The organism is Streptosporangium sp. NPDC048886 (assembly GCF_055586905.1).
Genome location: NZ_JBVJHH010000009.1, coordinates 130,067 through 154,294, shown reverse-complemented (window position 1 = coordinate 154,294; position 24,228 = coordinate 130,067). Strand labels below are relative to the sequence as shown.

Here is a 24,228-nt window from a genome sequence, read left to right as displayed (position 1 = left end):
GTTCCTCCTGGTTTATACGACTTTGAGCTTCTCGGCGAAGTGGCATGCGGCACCGTGATCGGCTCCGAACGGGCGGATCGGGGGCTCCTCGTTCACGCACCGCGCCTGGCCGGTCTCGTCGAGGGTCTTGAACTTCGGACAGCGGGTGCGGAAGCGGCAGCCGGAGGGGGGGTCGGCCGGGCTGGGCAGGTCGCCCTCGAGCAGGATGCGCCTCCTGGAACGCTCCTTCTCCGGGTCGGGCAGCGGGATCGCCGACAGCAGCGCCTGCGTGTAGGGGTGCATCGGGCTGTCGTAGACCTGGTCGGCCCGGCCGATCTCCACGATCTTGCCGAGATACATGACCGCGACCCGGTCGGCGATGTGCCGGACCACGGCCAGGTCGTGCGCCACGAACAGGTATGACAGGCCCAGGCGGCGCTTCAGGCCCTCCAGCAGGTTGATCACACCCGCCTGGATGGACACGTCGAGCGCCGAGACCGGCTCGTCGAGCACGAGGAGCCGGGGCTCCAGCGCGAGTGCCCGGGCGATGGCGATGCGCTGGCGCTGGCCGCCGGAGAAGTCCTGCGGGTAGCGGGCGGCGTGGCCGGGTTCCAGGCCGACCAGGTCGAGCAGCTCCCGGATCCGCGGCCCCGGGTCCTTCCTCCCGTGGGTGCGCAGCGGCTCGGCGATGATGTCGTAGACGGTCATCCTGGGGTCCAGCGAGGCCAGCGGGTCCTGGAAGACGACCTGCACGTCCCGCCGGACCGCCATCCGGTCGCGGGCGCCCAGCGTGGCCGTGTCGTGTCCCAGCACCACGATCGTGCCCCGCTGCGGCCTGGTCAGCTCCAGGATCTCCATCAGCGTGGTCGTCTTGCCGCAGCCCGACTCGCCGACCAGGCCGAGCGTCTCCATCCTGCGGACGTCGAAGCTGATGCCGTCCACCGCGTGGACCGTGCCGATCCGCCGCCGGAAGACCGACCCCTTCAGCAGCGGGTAGTGCTTGGCCAGGTCCTCGACCGCCAGGACCACCTCACGCTCCTCGCGCGGCGGCCGTACGGGCCGCCCGTGAGCCGCGGGAGGCTCGGGAGAGCCGGCCGCGCGCCCGCCGGTCCCGGCGTGGTAGACCTGGGCCGGCGACCAGCCCTCCGCCTCGATCTCGCCCGAGCGGATGCACGCGGCCAGATGCCCGGGTGAGCCCACCTGCTCCAGCGCCGGCTCCGCGTCGGAGCAGGCCGGGACGGATATCGGGCAGCGGGGCTCGAACGGGCAGCCGGGCGGCAGCGCCGCCGGCGACGGCGGGTTCCCCTCGATGGGGACCAGCGGCTGCCCGCCGCCCCGGTCCAGGCGCGGGATGGAGGCGAGCAGGCCCATGGTGTAGGGCATGCGCATGCGGTAGTAGACGTCGTCCACCGCCCCGACCTCGACGGCGCGCCCGGCGTACATGACCAGGACCCGGTCGGCCGACCCCGCCACCACTCCCAGGTCGTGGGTGATCAGGATGATCGCCGCGCCGGTCTCCCGCTGCGCCCGCTTCAGCACCTCCAGCACCTGGGCCTGGATCGTGACGTCGAGCGCGGTGGTCGGCTCGTCGCAGATGATCACGTCGGGGTCGTTGGCGATCGCCATCGCGATCATCACGCGCTGGCGCATGCCGCCGGAGAACTCGTGCGGGAACGCCTTGGCGCGCTGCGCGGCGTTGGGGATGCCGACCAGGTCGAGCAGCTCCACGGCCCGCTCCGCGGCCCGCTGCCTGGTGACCTTCTGGTGGATCCGCACGGCCTCGGCGATCTGGTCGCCCACCCGGTAGACCGGGGTGAGCGCGGACAGCGGGTCCTGGAAGACCATCGAGATCGTCTTGCCCCGGAACGCGGTGAGCGTCTTCTCCGCCGCCCCGAGGATCTCCCGGCCCCGCAGCAGCACCGAGCCCGCGACGCGGGCGTGCGGCGGGAGCAGGCCCATCACCGCCAGCGAGGTGACCGACTTGCCGGACCCCGACTCGCCGACGATGCCGAGCACCTCTCCCGGGCGGACCGCGTAGCTGACCCCCCGCACGGCGCGCACCGCGCCGGGTCCGGACCCGAAGGTGACGCTGAGGTCGGTCACCTCGAGGACCGGGCCGGCCGGTCCGGGCCGGACCCCCGTGCCCGCCTGGCGCTCGCCACACTCTCTCATTGTCCGCCCCTTTTCGCGCCGGGATCGAAGGCGTCCCGCAGGGAGTCGCCCACGAGGTTCACCGCGAGCACGGTGACGATCAGCAGCCCGGCGCAGAACCAGAACGTCCATGGGGCGTAGACGGCCGTCTTGGCGCCGTCGGCGATGAGGCTGCCCAGCGAGACGTCGGGCGGCTGGATGCCGAAGCCGAAATAGGACAGGGAGGTCTCGGTGAGGATCGCGGCGCTGACGTTCAGTGTGGCGTCCACGGCCAGCAGCGAGGACATGTTCGGGATGACGTGCCGGAATATGATCCTCACCGGCGGCACGCCCATGAACCTGGCCGCCTGGATGAACTCCCGCTCCTTCAGCGAGATGGTCATGCTCCGGACGATCTTCGAGGTGACCATCCACAGGAACAGCGCCAGCACGAGCACGAACAGCAGCCACTGGCCCTCGGCGAAGAGCGGCGACATGATCGCCAGGATCAGGAAGGCCGGCAGCACCAGCATCAGGTCGGTGAGCCAGGTCAGCGACCTGTCCGCCCAGCCTGTGAAGTATCCGGCGAAGGCTCCGACCACGGCCGCCAGCGTGGTGCCGACCACCGCGGCGAGCAGGCCCACGATCAGCGACTTCTGCATGCCGCGCAGCGTCACCGCGTACACGTCGGCGCCGGTCTGCAGGGTGCCCCACCAGTGCGCGGCGGAGGGCGGCTGCAGGAACGCCGTGAAGTCCTTGTCGGTGTAGGTCCACCTGCCCAGGTGCGGCCCGGCGAAGGCCAGCAGGAACATCAGGGCCAGCAGCGCGGCCCCCAACCGGCCCTGGGGTGAGTGGAGGAAGTGGGCGCCGACCACCCGGAGCCGGGAGGGCGCCTGGAGCCTGCCGATGGCCGCCTGCTGCTCGGCGAGCTCCTCGTCGGAGATGGTCATCTTCTCGCTCCCCCCACCCGGACCCGGGGGTCGAGGACGGCGTGGAGCACGTCGGAGGCCAGCGAGGCGGCCAGCACCGCCAGGGCCGCGAAGCAGCTGATCGCCGCGACGGTGTTGACGTCGTTGGTGGCGATGGAGTTGACGAGCTGCTCGCCCATGCCGTGCCAGCCGAAGATCTTCTCGGTGAAGGTGGTGCCGACCAGCAGCGCGCCGAAGGTGAAGGCGAAGTAGGTGACCGCCGGGATCAGCGCGGTGCGCAGCGCGTGCCGGATCAGTGCGGTACGGCGGCGCAGCCCCTTGGCCATCGCCGTGCGGATGAAGTCGGCGCCGAGCACGTCGAGCATCATGTTGCGCTGGTAGCGGCTGTAGACGGCGACCAGCCCCAGGGAGAGCGAGAGCGTGGGCAGGATCAGGTGCTGGAGCCGGTCCACCGCCTGGGCCGGCAGGCCCCCCTGCAGACCGGGGGTGGCCTCGCCGCTGACCAGGAAGATCTGGGTGCCGAACAGCCCGTTGAGCCAGACCCCGGCGATGATCAGGATGTTGGCCAGCACGACCGTCGGGACCGCGAGGACGACGAAGGAGGCCCCCGTCGACAACCGGTCGAACGCGCCGTACTGCCTGACCGCCGCGTAGGCGCCGACGGACACCCCCGCGACGCTGCCCAGGACCAGGCCGATGGTGATCAGGCGCAGGGTGACGCCGACCCGCCGCCCGAGGTCCTCGCTGACCGAGCCGCCGGTCACCGACTTGCCGAAGTCGCCGTGGACGACGCCGTCCGCCCAGGTCAGGTAGCGCTGCGACAGCGGGGTCCGGTCGTTGAGGTTCAGCTCGGTGAGACGGGCGTCGATGACCGCCGGCGGGATCGGCGGGTTGCGGCCCTCGTAGTTGGAGCGGGGGTCGAGCGCGGCTGCCGCCAGCATGTAGGCCAGGCTCGTGGCCACGACGATCAGCACCAGGTAGTTGAGCAGTCGACGAAGAAGGAATCCCGCCATCGTCCCCCCTCCGCGCTCCCTGCTGTCGATGGCCATCCTGCTACATGTTGCGTCCACTCAACTACAGGGAGTGCTCAATCAGGGGTGCGATCTCAGTCAAGGGCGGTGTCGGTCCTGTTCCACCGGGCGCCGGGTCCGAGCCCGGCGGGCCCGCGCCCGCGGCGCGCGGGTCATCGGCCGCCGGATCCGGCCCGGTGGCGCAAGTCAGCGTCCGGCGGCACGGCCGGCGTCCGGCGGCGCGCGGGTCAGCGTCCGGCGAGTTCGTCCACGGCGGCGCGCAGGTCGGCGCTGGTGATCGTGGTCAGGTCGGCGGCGCTGGCGGTGCCGCCGAGCTGGGCGGCCAGGCGCACGTCGCGGCGCATCGCGGCGCGCTCGAACAGCGAGCGCGCGAACCGGCCGTTGCCGAGGCCGTCGATCAGGCCCTCGCCGCAGACCCAGGTGAACACTTCGACCAGGTCCCGGCGGGCGGCCTCGTCGAACCGGTCGCCCGACCGCCCGGCGAGCAGCTCGGCGATCTCGGCGAGCTCGCCAGGCTGGTAGGAGGGGAACAGCACGCGCTGGTCGAACCTGCTGGCCAGGCCGGGGTTGGCCGCCAGGAACCCGTCCATCTCGCGTCCGTATCCGGCCAGGATGACCACCAGGCGGTCACGGTCGTCCTCGGCCCGCTTCAGCAGCGTCTGCACGGCCTCGGCGCCGAAGGCGTCGCCCCCGGCGTAGCCGGAGTTGATCAGGCTGTAGGCCTCGTCGATGAACAGCACCCCGCCGAGCGCGCGGTCCACCAGCTCGTTGGTCTTGATCGCGGTGGCCCCGAGGTGCTGGCCGACCAGGTCGGCCCGCTGGGCCTCCACCACGTCGGGCTGGGTGAGCAGCCCCAGCGCGGCGAAGATGCGGCCCAGGATGCGGGCCACCGTGGTCTTGCCGGTGCCCGGCGGCCCGGCGAAGACGAAGTGCCGCATCTGCGGCGGGGTCGGCAGGCCCCGCTCCTGGCGCATCCTGGCCACCTTGAGCTGTGCGGTGATCGCGTGCACCTGCCGCTTGACCGGCTCCAGCCCGGCCATCCGGTCCAGGTCGGCGAGCGCCTCCTCCAGGCTGGGCGTGGCCTGGTAGCCCCGGAACCGGACGGTGAGCTCGTCGAAGGCCTTGGCGACGTCCTGGGCGGAGGTGGTCACCAGGTCCTCGGTGGTGGGTGAGCCGCCCGCGCCCACCACCCGCACGTCCCGGGCCTGGGCGGCGGCCTCCACGAGGCTGCGCACGAACCGGGCGTTGCCCAGCTCGTCGACGATCGCGCGCCGGTGCACGTCCTCGAAGCGGGCCAGCAGCGCGGGCGCGGCGTCCTCGGCCATCCGGTCGCCGCGCCGCCGCTGCAGCAGCTCGGTGATCTGCAGCAGCTCCTGCGGCAGGTAGCTGGGGAAGCGGACCCGCCCGGAGAACCGGCTCGACAGGCCGGGGTTGGACGACAGGAAGGCCGACATCTCCTTCTCGTATCCGGCCAGGATGACGATCAGGCGGTCGCGGTCGTCCTCGGCCCGCTTCAGCAACGTCTGCACGGCCTCGGAGCCGAAGCGGTCGGGCTGGCCGTCGCCGGAGTTGATCAGGCTGTAGGCCTCATCGATGAACAGCACCCCGCCGAGCGCGCGGTCCACCAGCTCGTTGGTCTTGATCGCGGTGGCCCCGAGGTATTCGCCCACGAGGTCGGCCCGCTGGGCCTCCACCACGTAGGGCGTCTCCAGCAGGCCGAACGCGTAGAAGATCTTCGCCACGGTCCTGGCCACGCTGGTCTTCCCGGTGCCCGGCGGGCCGACGAAGACGAAGTGCCGCATCGGCGGATCGGTGGTGTATCCCGCCTCCCTGCGCAGCCGGGAGGCCTCGATCGAGGCGGCGATGGAACGCACCTGCTCCTTCACCGGCGCCAGGCCGATCATGCTGTCGAGCTCGCCGAGGGCCTCCTCCACCGAGATCGGCGGCGGCGCGGCCCGCTCACCGGAGGCGGCGGCCTGCTGCCCGCCCTCGCGGGCCCGGAGCCGGGCCGGCTGCTCGGCCCCCGCCAGCGCGGCCCTGACCTGACGGGCCTGGACGAAGCGGTAGACCAGCACCGCGGCCGCCACGCCGTACGCGGCCCACAGGGCGACGGCCGGCGACACCGGGGTGAGCGCGAGGGCGGCCACCGCGGCGGGGGCCAGCGCCATGAGCGTGGTCAGCCACGGGGGGACCCAGCGGATGAGGTGCGCGGCCCCGGCCACCAGGACGGCCAGCAGCAGCAGCGCCGTGGAGGGCTGCCGCACGCCGCCGTACAGGCTCTGGAGGACCGGCAGGAGCAGCCCCCAGGCGGCCACCACCACCAAGGTGGCGGCGCCGCGGGGGAAGCGCAGGGTCAGCACGGCGAAGGCGAGCAGGGCGAGCGCGACGAGGAAGGCGTCGAGCGGCGACCAGCCCATGCCCAGCGCCAGCACGACGGCCCCGATCAGCAGCGCGGCGTAGATCACTCTGCGCAGGAACGGTGAAAGCCGGAAATAACGCAGTCTGACTTGTTCGAACGCATCCCGTGCCGCCGCGCGCCCCGCCGGCCGGGCCCTGTCGGGTTCCCGCATCACGCCTCCCCGGTCCGCCCCCGGTTATACCGCACCGGGAAGACGTTTGCGCGTGCCTGCGCAACGCGCCACGCCGCCGTACGGCACGATCAGATAAACGGATGAGACCGGATGAATCCTACGGTCCGGGCACCGGGCCCCGGGGGCGTGTCCCGACCCGGGAGACACCCCGCCGCCGGGGGCCGGGCAGGGGAATGTCACCGGCCGGGAAGGGGCGGCGCGGGCGACGGGGCCGGCCAGGCCTGTCAGCCGGGGCGCAGGCGGCCCTGATGGCGGCCCGGATACTCGCCCACCACGACGTGCTCGGGGGTGACCCGGAGCACGGCGGCCTCGGCGTCGCCGACCGCGACGCCGCGCACCTCGGCCCAGAACCGGCGTTCCAGCGGGTCGGCGACGAACACCGCCACCCGCGGGTCGCGCTCGGCCGCCTGCCACGCGTCGTCGGCGGCGATCAGGCGGAGCTCGCCGCCCGGGCCGACCGAGCTGACCGAGCCGACGGCCAGGGCGCGTGGCCCGGTGGGGTCGGCGTAGGCGAGCACCACGCCGCGGGCGTGGGTGAAGGCGCGGCGCACCTGCCCGCTGAGCCGCACCGGGGGCCTGACGTCGCCCGGCAGCCGGGAGCCGCAGTTTTCGCACATCATCAGGGAGGCCCGCCACGGCCCCGGCACGCCCCGCCACCACGCCCGGGCCGATCTGGCGGCGAAGACGGCCACCAGCGCGGCCAGCGCCCCGAGCCCGGCCCGCCAGGACCACTCGCCCAGCACTCCGGCGAGTCCCAGCGCCGGCACCGTCGCCGCCACGCCGAGCGCCAGGGAGGCGGCGACCAGCAGGACCAGCGCCACCTTGAGCCAGCGGTCCGTGGCGAGCACCTGGCGCAGGCAGGAGGCCAGCCCTCCCCTGGCGTGCGCCCAGCCGAGCGCGAGCGGGACGGCCGGCGCGGCGGAGGCCCACCCCGGCCCGTCCAGGAGCAGGGCCGCCCCCGCGGTCAGGGCGAGCGCCGACCACGCGCGGCCCGCCACCAGCCAGAGGGTCACATCGATGTTCCGCCGGGCCGTGCGGTCCCGGTGGGCCGCGGTGAACTCGGCCAGCGCCCTGACCGGCCGCCCCCGCCACGCCTCGACCAGCACGCGCAGGACGATCACGGCCGCACCGTTGAGGAGGACCAGCCCGGCCAGGACCGCCCACACACCGCCCGGCGACGCCGGGCCGAAGACGAACGGGGGGACCGTCCGGGGAAGGGTGGCGATCGCCGCGACGTAGGCGGCGACGGCGATCAGGGCGATCGAGACGGACATGCCGAGCCACGGGTCGCGGGCGAGCATGCCGGGGACGTACGGCCAGAGCCTGACCCGGTGGGCCTGCCTGAGGGTGACCGCCAGCACGGCGGCCAGCACCGCCGCGCCGCCGAGCCTGGCCTCGGCGACCATGCCGGGGCCGAAGGCCACGGCGGCGACCACGGCGAGCGAGGCGGCCAGCAGGACCCGGACCTGCCGGGACCACACCTCCATGGCCCGCCTGGCCCGGCCGGTCTCGCGGGGGTCGACCGGCCAGGCGGGATCGTGGTGGCCCCGGGGCCGCTCCCAGCGCAGGAGGGCCAGGCCGAGGTTGACCCGGGCGCCGGGGTGGTCCTCCAGGCGGCGCAGCGCGTCGCGGTAGGCGCTCTCGGCGCGGCGGTGCTCGCCGCGCAGCAGCGCGAGATCGCCGACGAGGACGTGCGGGTCGGGCTCCTCGGGCGCGTAGCGGACGGCCCTGACCGCCTGGACCCACGACTCCCGCCAGCGTCCCGGCGCCCGGCGGAGGGCCGTGCCCAGGCGCAGCCGCGCGGCCCAGGATCCGGGCGCCAGCCGTACGGCCTCCTCGGCGGCGGCCACGGCCTCCGCGTCGCGGCCGAGCCGTTCGAAGGCGAGGCTGGCCAGGCGGTATCCCCAGCCGGCCTCCGCTCCGGCCCGGGGGTCGCGGTCCACCGCCTGACGGGCGGCCTCCAGCGCGGCCTCCGGCTGGTCACGGCCCAGCCAGGCGACGGCCGCGGCGCACCATTCGCGCGGATCACCGGGGTCCAGCGGGGACGGGACCTCGGCGGAGTCCTGTCCGACGGGACCGCTCACCACGACGGCTCATGCGCCTTGCGCTGACTCCCCACGACCGCCATGGTCCGTGCGCGATCACTGTTTGCCTAGATGGCGGATATATGCCTGTATCTCTCTAGAGAGGTCGCGCGCGCCGTCACGGGATGTGCATATCAGCGTGAACCCGATCGTCCGATGCCGTCTCATTCAGTGCCGGACTTCGCCTAAGCTGCGACGCATGTTCGTCCAGGCTGGCAACTCCTGAGCGGCCTATGACCACCACCATGGGGGTCGTGGCCGGCGCCACACTCGACGGAAGCGATCCGCGGGCGCGCGGGGCCGGCCGCTGGCCGGTCCTGATACTTCTCTGCTTCAGTCTCCTGCTGATCGCGGTGGACGCCACCGTCCTGCACATCGCGGTCCCGGCGCTGACCGCCGCGCTCGAACCGAGTTCGGTGGAACTGCTGTGGATCATCGACGTCTACTCGCTGGTGGTCGCGCCGCTGCTGCTGACCTTCGGCACGCTCGGCGACCGCTACGGGCGCAAACGCCTGGTGCTGGCCGGTTACCTCGTCTTCGGCGCCGCCTCCGCCGCGGCCGCGTTCGCGCCGACCCCGCTCACGCTCATCACCGCGCGGGCCTTCCTCGGCGTCGGCGGCGCGATGATCATGCCTGCCACGCTCTCCATCATCCGGCAGGTCTTCACCGACCGGCGCGAACGCGCGATCGCATTGGGCGTGTGGAGCGCCGTGGCGGCGGCCGGAGCCGCGGTCGGACCGCTCATCGGCGGCCTGCTCGTCGAGCACTTCTGGTGGGGCGCCGTCTTCCTGATCAACGTGCCGATCCTGCTGGTGCTGCTGCCCGCCGCCGCCAGGATCCTGCCCGAGTCACGTCGGCGCGCCTCGCAGCCGTGGGACGCGCCCAGCGCGCTGCTGTCCGTGCTCGGCATCCTCTCGCTGGCCTTCGGTCTGAAGGAGGCGGGGTCGGGCCATCCGGGCGGGGTGGTGGCGTTCCTGTGCGGGGCCGGGCTGCTGACCTGGTTCGTGCGCAGGCAGCGGCGGCTGCCCTTCCCCCTGCTCGACCTCGGCCTGTTCCGGCGGCGGGCGTTCTCCGTCGGGGTGGCCGCCGTGCTGCTGACGGTCTTCGCGCTGGTCGGGCTGGAGCTGATGCTCGCCCAGTATCTGCAGCTCGTGCTCGGCGACAGCCCGCTCGCGGCCGCGGTCCGCATGCTCCCGCTGATGATCGCCGCCGTCGCGGGCGGCCTCGCCGGCGCGCAGTTGCTGCGCCGGGTCGGGCTGCGCGCCACGATGAGCGGCGGCCTCGCGCTGACCACCCTGTCCCTGCTCCCCCCGCTGGGCTGGGGGACCGAGCCGCACCCGCTGGTGCTGGCGCTCTGCTTCGTCGGCATCGGCTTCGGCATCCAGGTCACCCTGCTGGCCGCCTCCGACACGATCATGTCGTCCACCCCCGAGTCGCGGGCGGGCGGCGCCGCCGCGATCGAGGAGACCGCCTACGAGCTCGGCGCCGGGCTGGGGGTGGCGGTCCTGGGCACGATCACCACCATCGTCTACGCGCCCTCGCTGGGCCCGGTCGCGGGCGTCTCCCCCGAGCTGATGACCCTGGCCCGCCAGTCGCTGGCCGCCGCCGCGCACGCGGCACAGGAGATCGGCGGCGCCGGAGGGAGCGCGCTGCTGGCCGCGGCCCGCGTCGCGTTCGTCTCCGGGCTGCACACCACGCTGGTGGTGAGCGTGTTCCTGCTGGGCGCGACCGCCACGGCGGTGGCGCTCCTGGTCCCCCGCCGATCGGCTGACCAGGACAGCTCCGACTGACGGGTTTGGACAGCCGCCGCGCGGTCATCTATGGGCAGGAACGGGGAATCTGACCAGAATGAGGAACCGTGCGACGAACCCTCCACGATCTCGCCGCCCTGGCCGCCAGGCTGGGGGTGGGCGGGATCTTCTTCGCCAACGGGTGGCACAAACTGGAGGCGGGGCTGACCGCCACCGGTGACCAGTTCGCCACCCTGGGCGCCCCCGCCCCCGGTGTCTGGGCCGCCACCACGATGCTCATGGAGCTCATCGGCGGAGCCCTGCTCGTGGCCGGGCTCGCCGTACCGGCCTGCGGGCTGCTGCTGTTCGCCGAGGCGGTCGCCGTGTTCGTCCTGGCCAGTGGCGATCAGGGCCTGCCGCTGACCGGCGGCGACGTCAACCTGGTCGTGGCGCTCGGCGCGGCCTCCATCCTCCTGGCGGTCGGCGGCGCAGGCCGCCTGTCGGTCGACCACATGGTGGTGATCAAGCGGCGTGAGGCCGAGGCCGCCGAGGACTTCGCCGCCGAGGCCGAGGCCGACGACGTCATCGCCGCACTGCGCGAGCCGGAGGCCCTCGGGCCCGCCCAGCCCTCCCCGTCCGCCCCGGCGGAGGCGGCGGAGGCGGCGGAGCAGCCGGTCCGGGCCGGGAAGACGGTCCAGGCGGAGCGGCCGGCACGGGCCGGCAGGACCGGGAAGCCTGCCCAGACCGCCCCCGCGGACGGCGCCGAGCCCGGCGGGGACGGCCCGGAGTCCCCCGCCCTCCCGCCCCGGGCGCGCCGCCGCAGCACGGCGGGCGAGCCGGAGCCCGGCTCCCACCCCGGCCAGAGCGCCGACACCCTGGTGGCCGGGCAGAAGGACGGTCCCGCCCGAGACGGCGACGGCACCTGAGGCGGACGCCGTCCTGAGACGGACGCAGGTCCCGAAGAAGCAGGTCCGGAGAGGGAGGAGCCGCCCCATCGGGGCGGAGGGGGCTGCCTCGGCGCCGGCGCCGGTCTCTTGCCACGGCCCCGGGCCGGGCTCGGCGGGTCAACCGGCGAACATGATCACGCTGTCCGCATAATTAACTCCGTATACGCACATAACGGTCGACTGATTCCCCACAATGGGCGCATGCGTCTGCCCGGCTGGTTCACCGAGCGGGTCGAACCCGCCCCCGCGGAGGGTGAGCTCCGCGTCTCCACACTCGAACTCTTCTTCGACCTGGTCTTCGTCTTCACCGTCACCCAGCTCACCAGCCTTCTGGCGGACGGGCTGCAGGACGGCCGGCCCCTCGAAGGCGCGCTGCGCGTGCTGCTGGTGTTCGGCGTCATCTGGTGGATGTACGCGGGCTACGCCTGGCTGACCAACGTCGTCCCCCCGGTACGGCCCGCCCGCCGGGTGCTGACCCTGTTGGGCATGGCTGGTTTCATGATCGTCGCGCTGTCGATCCCGTCGGTGTTCGACGGCGACGGCGTGGCGTTCGCGGTCGGCTACCTGCTGCTGATCACCGTCCACGCCGGACTGTACCTGCAGGCCACCTCGGCCTTCGCCCGGGTGATCCCGTTCAACCTCTGCGGGGTCGCGCTGATCGGCGTGGCGAGCTTCGTCGGCGCGCCGTACAACTACCTGCTCTGGGGTGCCGCGGTGCTGCTGCTGTGGGGCAGCCCCTACTTCATCGGGCAGAAGGGCTTCGCCCTCAAGGCCGCTCACATCGTGGAGCGCCACGGCCTGCTGGTGATCGTGGTGCTCGGCGAGTCGATCGTGGCGATCGGCATCGGCGCCAAGGGGCTGCACATCGGCTTCACCCTCGGCCTGGCGGCGACACTCGGCCTCGCGCTGACGGCCTGCCTGTGGTGGATCTACTTCGGCGGGGACGACGAGCCGCGCGCCGAGCACGCTCTGGCCGGGGCCGAGCCGGTCCGGCGCACCCGGCTGATCCTCGGCGCCTACTTCTACGCCCACATCCCGATTCTGCTGGGCGTCGTCGCGGTCGCCGCCGGGGTCAAGAAGCTGATCGGCCACCCGGTCGATCCGCTGAAGCCATCCGCCGCCGTCACCCTGGCCGTGGGCGTCGCGCTGTTCCTGGCGGGCAACGCCTGGTTCCGCCGGGTCCTGGGCATCACAGGCAACCGGCTGAGGAACGGCGGCGCCCTGATCTCACTCGTGACGGTCGCCCTCGGGCTCTGGTCGGCCCTCGCACAGCTCACCGCGCTGGTCGCGCTGGTGGCCATGGTGATCGTGCTGGAGCGGCGCTCGGCCCCCCGTGGTCACGTTCTGGAACCGTCCGGCCACTGACCGGCCGGCCGTCGCCCCCCCGGCCGCCGCGCGGACGGCGGCCGGGGGGCGGGGAGGCCCCCGGCGCGCTCTCGGGCAGCGAGGACCTCGGCCCGGTCACGGGCCGCGAGACTCTCAGCCCGGTCCTGGGCGTTCGAGACTCTCAGCCTGGTCCTGGGCGTCGAGGACCTCGTCTCCGTGGTCGAACGCCCATTCCCCGAAAGCCTCGATCAGCGGCACCAGGGTGCGGCCCAGGTCGGTGAGCTCGTACTCGACCCGCGGAGGCGCCTCGGCGTAGGCGCGGCGGGAGACGAGGCCGTTGTACTCCAGCCTGCGGAGGGTCTCGGTGAGGACCTTCGCGCTGATCCCCCCGATGTGCTCCCGCAGATCACCGGGCCGGCACGGACCGGCCCGCAGAGCCCAGACGACGACGGCGCTCCAGGTGTTGCCGATCAGGTCGAAGGCGAGCCGGGCACGGCAGTCGGCGAGGAACACGCCGGGGTCCTCCAGTATCGCTGAGGCGTTACGCACCGGATGGTGCGTAATGAGTTTTCTACATTCGTCCCTACATCAGCCAGATGACAGGAGGACGGATGCGTATCGGCATCCTCGGCGCGGGCCGCATGGCGGACGCGCTCGGAACGCAGTGGATCCGCGCGGGACACGAGTTGACGCTGAGCGGCCGGGACCCGGCGAAGGTCGCCGCCCTCGCCGAACGCCTCGGCCCGGCCGCGCGCGCGGGCACCTGGACCGAGGCCGCGACGGCCGGCGAGGTGGTGCTGCTGGCCATCCGCGATCACGCGGCGCTCGACGTCCTGGAGGCGGCCGGCGCCGCCGGCGGGACGCTGCGCGGGCGCGTGCTGATCGACTGCACCAACCCGGTCGTTCCGGAGCGGTTCACCCTCGCGACGGAGGGCGGGCCGTCGATGGCCGAGCGCGTCGCCGCGACCGCCGTCGGCGCCCGCGTCGTCAAGGCCTTCAACCTGTGCCACGAGGACGTCTGGCGGATGACGCCGCCCGTCTTCCACGGCACCCCGCTGGCCGTACCGCTGTGCGGGGACGACGACGACGCGCTGGCGACCACGCGCTCACTGGTCGAGGACCTGGGATGCGTGGCGGTCGAGGGCGGCGGCCTGGAGCGTGCCGGGCTGCTCGAGGCGACGGCGGCGTTCATGATCGGCCTGTGGTTCGGCGGCGCGGACGCCCAGGCGGTGCTGCCGCCGCTGGAATTCGCCTTCGGGAGACCCTGACCGGAATGGCCGCCGTAACGGCGGCCATTCACCGGCGTAACGGAGTTGCGGACCGACAGATCCGCCATAGAAGAACAGATGGCTTTATTTCCTAGCGCCGACGACATTCCACGGCAAGATCAAAGGCCCCCATGTCCTTCCATGGCGCCAGAAGATCTAACGCCACCAAATCGCTACCCACAAGGGGATCGCGCGTTATTCGATCTTGAATCTCCGTTCACCGTCACGTTCTGGTCACCTGCCCACTTCTGGATACGGATTTGCTGGTGAAGTCATCCGGCGGGAAGAAACTCGCTCAACGGACATCCTAGGCACGCGTGGTGCGATCGGGAATTGTCCGGCCATTCTGGAATCACAGCGCAGGTTCGACTCGCAGGCTATTCACCGGGCAACATTTCAATCAAAACGTGCAGAATTGAGACAGGAGTGGCACAGCAATCAAAGTCCTCTTCGGTAGCCGGCTGCTTGCCGTCGCGGTCGCGATGGCGGCCGCCCAGGCCGGTGCCGTGGCCAGTGCGGCGTCCGTGCCGGCCAACGACCCCGCAACGGTTTACGCCTGCGTGAAGTCCTTCGGGCCGACCAAGGGAAGGCCCCGCGTCCTCGGTACCGGGATCACCACGTGCTTCATCGACGAGACGCGGATCGTGTGGAACGTCGAAGGTCCGCCCGGCCCCCGGGGCCTTCCGGGGCCCGCCGGTCCGCGAGGGCCCAAAGGAGACACCGGCGACCAGGGGCCCCAAGGGCGACACCGGCCCACAAGGCGAGCAAGGTCCACAGGGTCCGCAGGGGCCTGCGGGTGTCATCGTGGCTCCTCAGGACGTCGACGAGACCGTCACGATCGACGGTGACGACGTCGGGACCGCCGTTGCCATCTGCCCGGTGAACACGACGCTGATCAATGGTGGATACGTGAACCCGGACGGGTTGATCGTCCCCGTCGACCGGGCCGACAACGCCAACAACTCCTGGACCGTGACGGCCAGGAACTCCGGCGTCCTGCCCGCCCAGATCACCTCTCACGCCACCTGCTGGCCGCTGAGCTGATCTGAGTTTCAAACCGTCCGTGGGCCCGGCACGATCATTCGTGCCGGGCCCACGGCACAGGTGTCATGGGACGCCTGGAGCAGTCGTATCCGGGCGACACCTGTCCGGCCGGCGGCGCCGGCAAGCGACAGACGACAGACGGCAGGCGGCAGGCGGCAGGCGGACCGCTCACCGTCTCGGTGAGCCGCGCCGACGGCGGTCGTCCGGCCGTCCGTCTGTCCGTCCACGCTGACGGTCGTTCACCCACCGGGCTTGACGGCCGTTCTCCCGCTGAGTGGCGCCCGCCGCCCGACCTGACGGCGGGCTGAACGGCAGTCGCCTCCCTACGCGCCCTGCTGGGTGGGGATGCCGACCCGGTCGACGATCGTGTCCGCGCCCTCCTCGCGGGCGCAGTGCGCGCAGCAGAACCAGCGCCGGCCGGCCTGGACCCCGTGCCCGACGACGCGGACCCCGCAGCGCTCGCAGATCGGCGCCATCCGCTGGATCGCGCATTCGAAGCTGTCGAAGACGTGCACGGCCCCCTGGGCGTGCACCTCGAAACTCATGTCATAGTCGTTGCCGCAGACCTCACACTGCGCCATGTTTCCCCCCGAAAACGTCGGTTCATCCGGGCCGGGCACGAGTGATCGTCTCCGACCTGATCAGGCGGCTTGTATATGCCCTTACCTGCGCAAACTAGTTTCCGGCTCCGGGAAAGCGTCACGCCATGGATCACGGTCGACAGTTGGGCCCGTCATTCGCGGACCACACCCGGGCCAACGGCCGCGGGCGTTCCGCCCGAACCCGGCGGGTGAGCGGCCCATCCCGGAAGCGGCCGCCGCCCGGGGCGGACGGCCTTCACACGGGGACGGCCCCCGTTACCGTGGTGCCGCCTGCGGGAACGGAGTTGATCGTCAAGGAGCCGCCCACCTCGGCGAGACAGGCCCGCATGGCGGCCAGGCCTCTCCCCCCGGACCGGTGGGACCGGTCGGCGGCGAACCCCGCGCCGTCGTCGCTGACGGTCATGCGCAGGCCGCTCGCGCTCAGCGTGACCGCGACGGAGACGTGCCGGGCACCGCTGTGCCGTTCGACGTTGGCGAGGGCTTCGAGAACCGTCGCGTACACCGCCCGGGCCAGGTCCCGCGGCACGGCCGTACCGGGCAGCGCCCATGTCTCGACGACGATGCCGGTCCGCTCGCCCCAGCGGGCCAGGTAGCTCTCCAGGGCCTGGGTCAGGCCCTCACCCGTGAAGTCACTCGCATCGGACAGTTTGAGCATCGAAACTTCCCCCTGCGTCGTCTCCTCCGGCCGAGACTGTAGGTGATCGGCTGTCGCGGGGGCGTCCGCCATCAGGGTGATTCACCTCATTCGCTCGGGTGATTATCGTGCCCGGCGCTGGGAAGCGCCGCTCAGGACGCCACCCCGAAGACGGCCGTTCCGAAGGCCGCCACCGCGATGGCCAGGGCGGACACCACCAGAATGATCAGGGCGAGCGGCACCGGGCGGACGCGTCCGGCGCGCGCCATGAGACGGTGGCGGTCGGCCTCGATCCACTCTCGCAGCCGGGGCCAGGCGTACGGCAGCGCCGGATGGGCCAGGGCGACCTCGCCTCCCCGGCGGACGACCAGGCAGTCGAACGCCTCGACGACCCGGGCCTCGGTCCCCGCCCGGGGAGCTCTCACCTCCCGGGTCACCAGCCCGCCGCCGGCGGGCAGCACGACGAACCGGAGGAACACCTCGCGGACGAGCTCTCGCTCGGCCGGGTCCAGGGCGGCGTAGACGTCCTCCGCGAGGGTGCCCAGCCCGGGATCGTCACAGGCGGTGCGGAGCCTGGCCGCCACGTCACCGCCGGTGACGAGCAGGGGATCCGCCGCCACGGGCACCGCGCCGGGGGACCCGCGGTCGCCGCGCACGGCGCCGGAAGCCACCTCCCCCGCACACCGGACGCCGGAAGCCATCCCTTCCGCACACCGGACACCGGAAGCCACCTCCCCCGCACACCGGACGCCGGCAGTCCTGTCGCCGCCACCGGCTGTCCCGGAGGCCCCATGGCCGCCGCACGCGATCCCGGAGGCCCCGTCGCCGGGCGCGGTGGGCGGGGGCTCAGCGCGGCTCTCCCCGGCGACCAGGGCGGTGAGCAGCTCACGGGCCGTGGGCCGGGCACGGGGGTCTCTGGCCAGCGCGGCGGCGGCCAGGTCGCGCAGCGTGCCGGGCAGGGGACTCAGATCGGGCCCGGCCTGGAGGATCCGCCGCATCACCGCGTCCAGGGTGGGCGCCGCGAACGGATCCTCGCCGGTCGCGGCGTAGAGCACGGTCGCCCCCCAGGCGAACACGTCCGCCGGGGCGCCCGTCCCCTCTCCGGTGAAGGACTCGGGCGCCGCGTAGGCCGGGGCACCGGCCCCCAGGCGGGCCGAGGTCAGCGACATCGCCGGGGTCCGCGCCAGCCCGAAGTCGATGACCCGGGGGCCGCCGGGGCCGAGCAGCACGTTGTCCGGCGTGAGGTCTCCGTGGACCACGCCGGCGCCGTGCAGGGCGGTCAGGGCGGTGGCGACCGCGGTCGCGAGGCCGAGCAGGTCGCCGCCGGCGAAGATCCGGCCGGCCCGGCGCAGGCTGGGGCCCTCCGCGTATTCGCTGACGACGTACGGTCTCCGACCGGCGTGGCCGGCGTCGAGCACGGCGGCCGTGCAGAACGGCGCCGCCCGGCCCGCCGCGGCGGCGTCCCGGGCGAGTCCCTCCCACAGCTCCGGATCGCCCTTGAGCACCTTCAGGGCCACCCGCCGGCCACCGGGGTCGTACGCCTCGTAGACCACGCCCCGGCAGCCCTCGCCCAGCCGTCCGGCCAGCCGGTAGGCCCCCAGGTGCTGCGGATCCCCCTCGATCAGCCTCGCCGCGACTCTCATAAGGGCTTGGATGCGATCTCAGGGTGGAAAGTTTGGGCTAACCAGGGCATACGTCGCGATACGGAATGTCAGCCAGATAGGTCCGCCACTCCTTCCGCGACAGGGTACGGCCGGCCCGCCCGCAGACCGCGAGCGCCACCTTCTCGGGATCGACCGGCTGCTCGGCCAGGACGCCTTCGGAGTCGACCGTGACCAGCCGTGATCCGTCGGCGGTGAACGCCAGCGACCGGAGGTCTCCGGTGTGCGTCACGATCGGCTGGCCCAGGCGTCGCCCGGTCGCGATGTCCCACAACGCCACCGACTGCGGGCCGGCCCCGGCCGCGACCACGTCGCCGCGCGGCGAGTAGACCAGCCCGGTACCGGCCTCGGCCCCACCGCGGATCAGGGCGCCCACCCGGCTCCTGGAACCCGTCTCCCACACCGAGATCCGCCCGACCCGGTCGGCGGTGGCGGAGCGGGCGCCGTCGGCGCTGAAGGCCATGGAGGTCACCGGGATGCTGACGGTCGGCGAGCCGTACGTCTCGCCGAAGGGTCTGCCGGTCGCCACCTCCAGCAACCGCTGCTGCCCGCCGGCGACCCCGATCGCCCTGCCGTCCGGGGTGAACCTCAGCGCCTCGACGTATTCCTGCTCCAGGGACCAGCGGTGCCGGCCGCTGGGCACGTCCCACAGGTGGATCTCCCCGCTGGGCGCCTTCTCGGGGTCGTAGTACAGGACGTAGGCGGCCACGGCGGTGCCGTCGGCGTTCATCGCCAGGGCGGGCACCTGGCCCCCGCGCGCGGTCTCGACGGCGGCGATCCGCCGGAAGGTGGCGGTGTCCCAGATCGTCAGCCTGGAGCTCGCCCCGCCGGTGTTGACCGCCAGCCGCCTGCCGTCGCCGCTGAAGGCCATCTCGAAGTAGCCGTCGGCGCCCTCGGGCCCCACCTTCAGGGCGGCGAGGGGCTCGCGCCGCCGGACGTCCCAGAGCCGGACCTCGCTCGCCCCGCTGTCCCGGGAGGCGAGCAGGCGCCCGTCCGGGCTCAGCGCGGCCCAGTGGGTTCCGGCGCCCTTGAGCGGGACGGGCCTGGTCAGCGCGGTGATGTCGAGGGTGGTGACCGACCCCTCGGTGAGGTAGCGCAGCGTGCGCCCGTCCGGGTCGAAGGCCGCGGCGGGCATGAACGCCTCGATCCTCTGGGTGAGCAGGAGCCGGCCGTCCTGGACCCGCCAGAGCTTGACGCTCGTCTCGTCCGTCGCGGCCAGGAAGCGCCCGTCGGGGCTGAAGCGCAGCGTCCCGCCGTTGCCCGGGGGGAACGGGCGCCCCAGGTCGGCCCCGGTGAAGGCGTCGCGCAGCTGGACGGTCTTGCCGCGGCCGACCGCGAGGGTCTTGCCGTCCGGGCTGTAGGCGACGCGCATCCCGCAGGTGTCGCACCGGCTCCCCAGCGAGATCCTGTCCAGGCCCGCCAGGGTGAAGGCCACCGCCTGCCCGTCGATGGTGCCGACGGCCAGCCCGCGGCCGTCGGCGGAGGTGTCGAAGTCGACGCCCGCGGCGGACGGGAACTGCTTGTCCCCGGTCACGGGGTTCCAGACCGTCAGCCCCTCCCCCTCTGTGACCAGGACCCGGTCCTCGGCCTGGCCGAAGTGGACCTGGGTGTCGCCGCCGCCCTCGCGTCCCTGGACGGCGAGGGCCGCGCCGGTCGGCCTGCCGCTGGCCACGTCCCAGAGTTTCAGCTCCAGCCCGCTGATCACCGCCAGCTGCCTGCCGCTCGGGCTCAGCGCGATCCCGCGCAGGTCGTCGCCGATCCCCCGGAACCCGCCGGTGCGCCGGCCCGTCCGCACGTCCCAGATCCGCACCTCGCCCCCGCCCGCGCTGACGAGCGTGCGCCCGTCGCGGCTCAGCGCCCGGAGCGTCTGTATCGCGGTGGCCGGGTCGTGGAAGGTGGCCGTCTCCCGCTGGGCGAGCGAGCCGGTGAGGCTCGCCCTGGCCTCGGCCACCGGGGCCAGCCGCCAGGCCGCCACGCTGAGCAGCATGGCCCTGACCGGCTCGGCGACCCGCAGTGACTCCGCCGTCGCGGCGAGCTGACGGGCCCCCGCCTGGTCGCGCTGGAGCGCGATGGTGACGTTGCGCGCCTCGGCCACCCTGCTCTGCTGCAGGGCGAGCGCCCCGGCGGCCAGCGCGACCACCAGCAGCGCGGCCAGTGTGATGGACAGCAGCCGGCCCCGGCGGGCACGGCGCCGGGTGAGCGCGGCGCCGGCCTCCAGGAAGTCGCGTTCGACCGGGCTCAGCGTGATGTTGCGGCGGCCGGTGGCCGCCCAGCTCATGGCGTTCTCCAGGCTGCTGCCCTGGAACAGGTCGCCGTCGCGGCGGCCCTGGGCCTGCCAGTGCCGGGCGGCGGTGAGGATCCCCCGGTGGACGGCCAGGCCGTCCCGGTTGGCCTGGACCCACAGGCGCAGCCGGGGCCATGCCTGCGGCAGGGCCGGCCGGGACAGCCAGACCTCCTGCTCGTCGTGAGTGACCAGGTAGGCGAAGACCTGGAGCACCCGCCGGACGGCGGTCGCCTCGCTCTCGGGCCGCCCGTCGAGGAGCTCGCCCCACTGCGCCCGCCGTACGGCCGGCTCGCCGTCGTCGGTCACGGTGACCATCCGGAGGAACACCTCGGGGGCGACCTCGCGCTCGGCCGGGCCGAGCGCGGTGTAGGCGTCCTCGGCGAGGGCGCCGAGCGCCGGGTCCGCGGAGGCGGCGCGGATCTGCGCTCCGGCGCTGCTGCCCGCCGCCAGCAGCTTCGGGGTGTCGAGCCGGCCGTCGTCGCTGACCAGGGCCAGCAGCAGCTCCCTGGCCGACGGCCTGGCCTGCGGATCCTTGGCGAGGGAGGCCGCGATGAACGGGCGCAGCCGTTCGGGCAGCATGTCGAGCTGGGGCTGGACGGACAGCACGCGGTGCATGACGCCGCCCAGGCTCTCGGCCCGGAACGGGTCGGCCCCGGTCGCGGCGAACACCATGATCCCGCCCCAGGCGAACACGTCGGCCGGGGTGCCCGCGCGCTGGCCCATGAAGATCTCCGGGGCCATGTAGGTCGGGGTGCCCGCCACCATGCCGGTGGCGGTCAGCGACATGTCCACCGTCCGGGCGATGCCGAAGTCGATCACCCGGGGGCCGTCCGGACCGAGCAGCACGTTGTCGGGCTTGAGGTCGCGGTGGATGACCCCGGCGTCGTGGATGGCGGTCAGCGCGGTGGCGACCGCGGTCGCCAGGCGGTGCAGGTCACCCCCGGTGAAGCGGCGCCCGTCGGTGATCGCCCTGCGCAGGCTGGGGCCCTCGACGTATTCGGAGACGATGTACGGCCGGGGACCGTCCAGGTCGGCGTCGATCACGGCCGCCGTGCAGAACGAGGCGACCCGCCGGGCGGCGGCGGCCTCGCGGCCGAACCGGTCGCGCAGTTCGGGGTCGGCGCCCGCGTCGCCGTGCAGCACCTTGACCGCGACCCGCCTGCCCCCGGCGTCGTAGGCCTCGTAGACCACGCCCTGGCCGCCGGCGCCCAGCCGCCCGGCCAGCCAGTAGTCGCCCAGCCGTTGGGGATCCCCGTCGATCAGCCCGGTGCTCATCCCATACTCCGTTCACCGGTCTCATGCTCTGTTCACTGGCCTGTTGGACTCGCCGGTGGGCAGCATAGTTCTCCGGATGTCACACACTCAGGAGATGTCTCGTCCTCTCTGTGTGAACAGCGATGAAGATCTCGCGGCCGAGTTCGGCGCCCTCCGGCCCCGGCTGGTGGGCGTGGCCTACGGCCTGCTCGGCAGCCTCGACGAGGCCGAGGACGTGGTCCAGGACGCCTGGCTCCGGCTGGGCCGGGCGGACCGCGCGCGGATCCAGGACGTCACCGGCTGGCTGGTGGTGACGGTCTCCAGGCTCGCGCTGGACGTGCTGCGCTCGGCGCGCGTGCGCCGGGAGGAGTACGTCGGGCCGTGGCTGCCCGAACCGGTGGTGACCGTCGAGGCCGACCCCGCCGACCGGGTGACGCTGGACGAGTCGATGAGCCTGGCGATGCTGGTGGTGCTGGAGTCGCTCAGCCCGGCCGAGCGCACCGCGTTCGTGCTGCACGACGTGTTCGGGCTGCCGTTCGACGAGGTGGCCCAGGCGGTCGGGCGCACCCCTGCCGCCTGCCGCCAGCTCGCCGCCCGCGCCCGCAAGCACGTCGCGGCCCGGGCGCCCCGGTTCGAGGTGGGCGCGGCCGAGCACCGCAGGGTGGTCGAGGCGTTCTCCCGGGCCAGCGAGGGCCGTGACATCGACGCGCTGACGGCCCTGCTCGACCCCGATGTGGTGCTCCGCAGCGACGGCGGCGGCCTGGTCAGGGCGGCCAGGCGGCCGGTCCGCGGCGCCGCCCGGGTGGCCCGCTTCATCGCCGGGGTGGCCGAGCGGTTCGGCGCCGGGGGCCGGTTCACCCCGATCACGGTCAACGGCCGGCCGGGGCTGCTGCGGTTCCGGGACGGAGCGCTCAGCGGCGTCTACGCGCTGACCGTGGCCGGCGGCCGGATCACCGAGATCGACATCGTGATGAACCCAGAGAAACTGAGGAGTGTTCGATGAAGGCACGGATGAACGTCGCGGAGTTCGCCCCCGAGGGCTACCAGGCCATGCTCGGCCTGGAGAAGTTCCTGGCCGGCAGCAAGCTGCCGCACGCCACGCTGGAGCTGGTGAAGCTGCGGGCCAGCCAGATCAACGGCTGCGGCTTCTGCGTGGACATGCACAGCCACGACGCCAAGAAGGCGGGCGAGACCGACGAGCGGCTGTTCTCGGTGGCCGCCTGGCGGGAGGCGCCGTACTACACCGACGCCGAGCGCGCGGCGCTGGCGCTGGCCGAGGAGGCCACCCGGCTCAGCGACCGCGGGGAGACGGTGCCGGATCACGTGTGGGACGAGGCCGCCAGGCACTACGAGCCGGAGGTGCTGGCCACGCTGGTGATAGCGATCGCGGCGATCAACGCGTGGAACCGGATCGCCGTCACCACCCGTGCGGTCGCGGGTTCCTTGCGTAACCAAATCAGTTGATCCGGGTCGTGTCGCGGGTCTAGGTTGGCTCGCACGGACATCCGTGCGAGCCGCCCTCCCCGGGAGGCGGCGGCGCCTCGGACGACGTGAGCACGGTTTTCCCGAGGAACGGTGAGTCCGAGGAGAGGGCGCAGACCATGCGACGCATCAGGACCGTCCGGCCGCAGCGCCGGTTCCGTCAGCCCCGCACACCCGACCTGGACCTGCGGTCGCCCTCCGGCCGCCGGCTCCCCTACTGACCAGCTCTTTACGGCGGTTTTACGGGGTGATCTGTAGACATCTCGCATAACGGATTCATCACGCCGGGGGGCTCAATGAAGAGACTTGTGGTCGTGCCACCATACGTAGCGCGGCTCAAGATCAGGGATATCCGCTCCGTGACACGCCGCAAGACCGCCGCGGACACCAAGGTCGTCGACCTGCGCGCCTACACGGGGCGGAACATCTTACGGTTCCCGCTCGCCGGCGGCCCCACCCCCGCCGCCTGACCCCCGATCTCCGAAGACCCGCCGTGCGCGGGTCTTCTCTCTTTCCGGGGCCTGCTTGAATGTCACCTCATGAACGGACTGTCCGCGACCGAGCGTACCCGGCACCGTCGCCTCCGTGAGAACGGCCGGACCGACAGGGCCGCGCTGTACGAGGTGCTGCGTGCCGGGTTCGTCTGCCATCTCGGCGTGCTGAGCGACGGCGTGCCGATGGTGGTGCCCACGGTCTACGGCTTCGACGCCGACCATCTCTACGTCCACGGCTCGGTCGCCAGCCGGAGCCTGACGACGGGGGAGCCCGCCGAGCCCCCGTCCGCGCCGGCGGGCGGGTCCGCCGGCACGGTCTGCGTGACGGTCACCCACGTGGACGGCCTGGTCCTGGCCAGGTCGGTGTTCGAGCACGGCGTCAACTACCGCTCCGCCATGGTGTACGGCGTGCCCCGCAGACTGGAGGGTGAGGAGAAGACGGCCGCGCTGCGGATCCTCACCGAGCACGCCGCCCCGGGCCAGTGGGACTACGCCAGGCCGCCCAGCCGCAAGGAGCTCGCCGCGACGACCATTCTGGCGATCTCCCTGGCGGAGGCGTCGGTCAAGGTGAGTTCGGGTCCGCCCGGCGACGGGGACGGGCCGGACGCCGGGCTGGGCCTGTGGGCGGGCGTGCTGCCGCTGGCCACCACCTGGCTGACCCCGGTCGCCGACCCCCTGCTGCCGGAGGGCGTCACCGTCCCCGATCACATCGGCGGGCGTGCGGGGACCCGGCTCTCCTGACCCCGGCTCTCCTGACC

General features: G+C 73.1%; 18 protein-coding genes. 8 read left to right on the top strand and 10 right to left on the bottom strand.

Annotated features, from left to right (window positions below):
- Nucleotides 1–12: 12 nt before the first annotated feature.
- The 5 genes from ACZ6R6_RS13340 to ACZ6R6_RS13320 all read right to left on the bottom strand — a co-directional run bounded on the left by ACZ6R6_RS13340 (nucleotide 13) and on the right by ACZ6R6_RS13320 (nucleotide 8,744).
- Complete coding sequence (locus ACZ6R6_RS13340) at nucleotides 13–2,151, bottom strand: ABC transporter ATP-binding protein (RefSeq protein ID WP_470093025.1); 2,139 nt, start codon at nucleotides 2,149–2,151, stop codon at nucleotides 13–15.
- Nucleotides 2,148–3,059: an ABC transporter permease gene (locus tag ACZ6R6_RS13335; RefSeq protein ID WP_470093023.1), complete on the bottom strand. Its 912-nt coding sequence runs from the start codon at nucleotides 3,057–3,059 to the stop codon at nucleotides 2,148–2,150. Before ACZ6R6_RS13335 ends, ACZ6R6_RS13340 begins: the two co-directional genes overlap by 4 nt.
- Entirely contained in the window at nucleotides 3,056–4,051 is a 996-nt protein-coding gene (locus tag ACZ6R6_RS13330) for an ABC transporter permease (protein WP_470093213.1), read from the bottom strand. The genes ACZ6R6_RS13335 and ACZ6R6_RS13330 overlap by 4 nt, the downstream gene beginning before the upstream one ends.
- A gap of 245 nt (nucleotides 4,052–4,296) precedes the next feature.
- Nucleotides 4,297–6,639 (bottom strand): AAA family ATPase, encoded by a 2,343-nt coding sequence (locus tag ACZ6R6_RS13325; RefSeq protein WP_470093021.1) that lies wholly within the window; start codon nucleotides 6,637–6,639, stop codon nucleotides 4,297–4,299.
- 245 nt (nucleotides 6,640–6,884) lie between these two features.
- On the bottom strand, nucleotides 6,885–8,744 hold the full coding sequence (locus tag ACZ6R6_RS13320) for a tetratricopeptide repeat protein (RefSeq protein WP_470093019.1): 1,860 nt from the start codon (nucleotides 8,742–8,744) through the stop codon (nucleotides 6,885–6,887).
- A 233-nt stretch (nucleotides 8,745–8,977) separates the two neighbouring features.
- Between ACZ6R6_RS13320 and ACZ6R6_RS13315 the strand changes: the two genes are divergently transcribed.
- The 3 genes from ACZ6R6_RS13315 (at nucleotide 8,978) to ACZ6R6_RS13305 (ending at nucleotide 12,786) form a co-directional block, all read left to right on the top strand.
- Complete coding sequence (locus ACZ6R6_RS13315) at nucleotides 8,978–10,534, top strand: MFS transporter (RefSeq protein WP_470093017.1); 1,557 nt, start codon at nucleotides 8,978–8,980, stop codon at nucleotides 10,532–10,534.
- A 68-nt stretch (nucleotides 10,535–10,602) separates the two neighbouring features.
- A complete protein-coding gene (locus ACZ6R6_RS13310; RefSeq protein ID WP_470093015.1) occupies nucleotides 10,603–11,400 on the top strand; it encodes a DoxX family protein in 798 nt (265 codons plus the stop codon).
- Between the two features lie 222 nt (nucleotides 11,401–11,622).
- A complete protein-coding gene (locus ACZ6R6_RS13305) occupies nucleotides 11,623–12,786 on the top strand; it encodes a low temperature requirement protein A (RefSeq protein ID WP_451933904.1) in 1,164 nt (387 codons plus the stop codon).
- A 114-nt stretch (nucleotides 12,787–12,900) separates the two neighbouring features.
- Here ACZ6R6_RS13305 and ACZ6R6_RS13300 read toward each other — a convergent pair whose 3' ends face one another.
- On the bottom strand, nucleotides 12,901–13,296 hold the full coding sequence (locus ACZ6R6_RS13300; protein ID WP_470093013.1) for a winged helix-turn-helix transcriptional regulator: 396 nt from the start codon (nucleotides 13,294–13,296) through the stop codon (nucleotides 12,901–12,903).
- A gap of 47 nt (nucleotides 13,297–13,343) precedes the next feature.
- Here ACZ6R6_RS13300 and ACZ6R6_RS13295 point away from each other — a divergent pair, with 47 nt between their 5' ends.
- Together ACZ6R6_RS13295 and ACZ6R6_RS13290 are read left to right on the top strand one after the other, a co-directional pair.
- Nucleotides 13,344–14,015, top strand: coding sequence for an NADPH-dependent F420 reductase (locus ACZ6R6_RS13295; RefSeq protein ID WP_470093011.1), 672 nt, complete (start codon nucleotides 13,344–13,346; stop codon nucleotides 14,013–14,015).
- An 804-nt stretch (nucleotides 14,016–14,819) separates the two neighbouring features.
- The gene (locus tag ACZ6R6_RS13290; protein WP_470093009.1) at nucleotides 14,820–15,059 is read left to right on the top strand and encodes a hypothetical protein; all 240 of its coding nucleotides are present in this window, start codon (nucleotides 14,820–14,822) and stop codon (nucleotides 15,057–15,059) included.
- 323 nt (nucleotides 15,060–15,382) lie between these two features.
- Here ACZ6R6_RS13290 and ACZ6R6_RS13285 read toward each other — a convergent pair whose 3' ends face one another.
- From ACZ6R6_RS13285 to ACZ6R6_RS13270, 4 genes are all read right to left on the bottom strand, one after another.
- Complete coding sequence (locus ACZ6R6_RS13285) at nucleotides 15,383–15,640, bottom strand: hypothetical protein (RefSeq protein WP_306866808.1); 258 nt, start codon at nucleotides 15,638–15,640, stop codon at nucleotides 15,383–15,385.
- A 256-nt stretch (nucleotides 15,641–15,896) separates the two neighbouring features.
- Nucleotides 15,897–16,316, bottom strand: a complete 420-nt coding sequence (locus ACZ6R6_RS13280) for a sensor histidine kinase (protein ID WP_470093007.1) — start codon at nucleotides 16,314–16,316, stop codon at nucleotides 15,897–15,899.
- A 131-nt stretch (nucleotides 16,317–16,447) separates the two neighbouring features.
- Entirely contained in the window at nucleotides 16,448–17,938 is a 1,491-nt protein-coding gene (locus ACZ6R6_RS13275; protein WP_470093005.1) for a serine/threonine-protein kinase, read from the bottom strand.
- A gap of 37 nt (nucleotides 17,939–17,975) precedes the next feature.
- Nucleotides 17,976–21,515 (bottom strand): protein kinase domain-containing protein, encoded by a 3,540-nt coding sequence (locus ACZ6R6_RS13270; RefSeq protein WP_470093003.1) that lies wholly within the window; start codon nucleotides 21,513–21,515, stop codon nucleotides 17,976–17,978.
- Between the two features lie 112 nt (nucleotides 21,516–21,627).
- On the opposite strand from ACZ6R6_RS13270, the gene sigJ reads away from it, so the two are divergent.
- From sigJ to ACZ6R6_RS13255, 3 genes are all read left to right on the top strand, one after another.
- A complete protein-coding gene (gene sigJ, locus ACZ6R6_RS13265) occupies nucleotides 21,628–22,497 on the top strand; it encodes an RNA polymerase sigma factor SigJ (RefSeq protein WP_470093001.1) in 870 nt (289 codons plus the stop codon).
- Entirely contained in the window at nucleotides 22,494–22,958 is a 465-nt protein-coding gene (locus ACZ6R6_RS13260; RefSeq protein ID WP_451931322.1) for a carboxymuconolactone decarboxylase family protein, read from the top strand. The genes sigJ and ACZ6R6_RS13260 overlap by 4 nt, the downstream gene beginning before the upstream one ends.
- 557 nt (nucleotides 22,959–23,515) lie before the next feature.
- Nucleotides 23,516–24,211, top strand: coding sequence for a pyridoxamine 5'-phosphate oxidase family protein (locus tag ACZ6R6_RS13255; protein WP_470092998.1), 696 nt, complete (start codon nucleotides 23,516–23,518; stop codon nucleotides 24,209–24,211).
- Nucleotides 24,212–24,228: the final 17 nt, after the last annotated feature.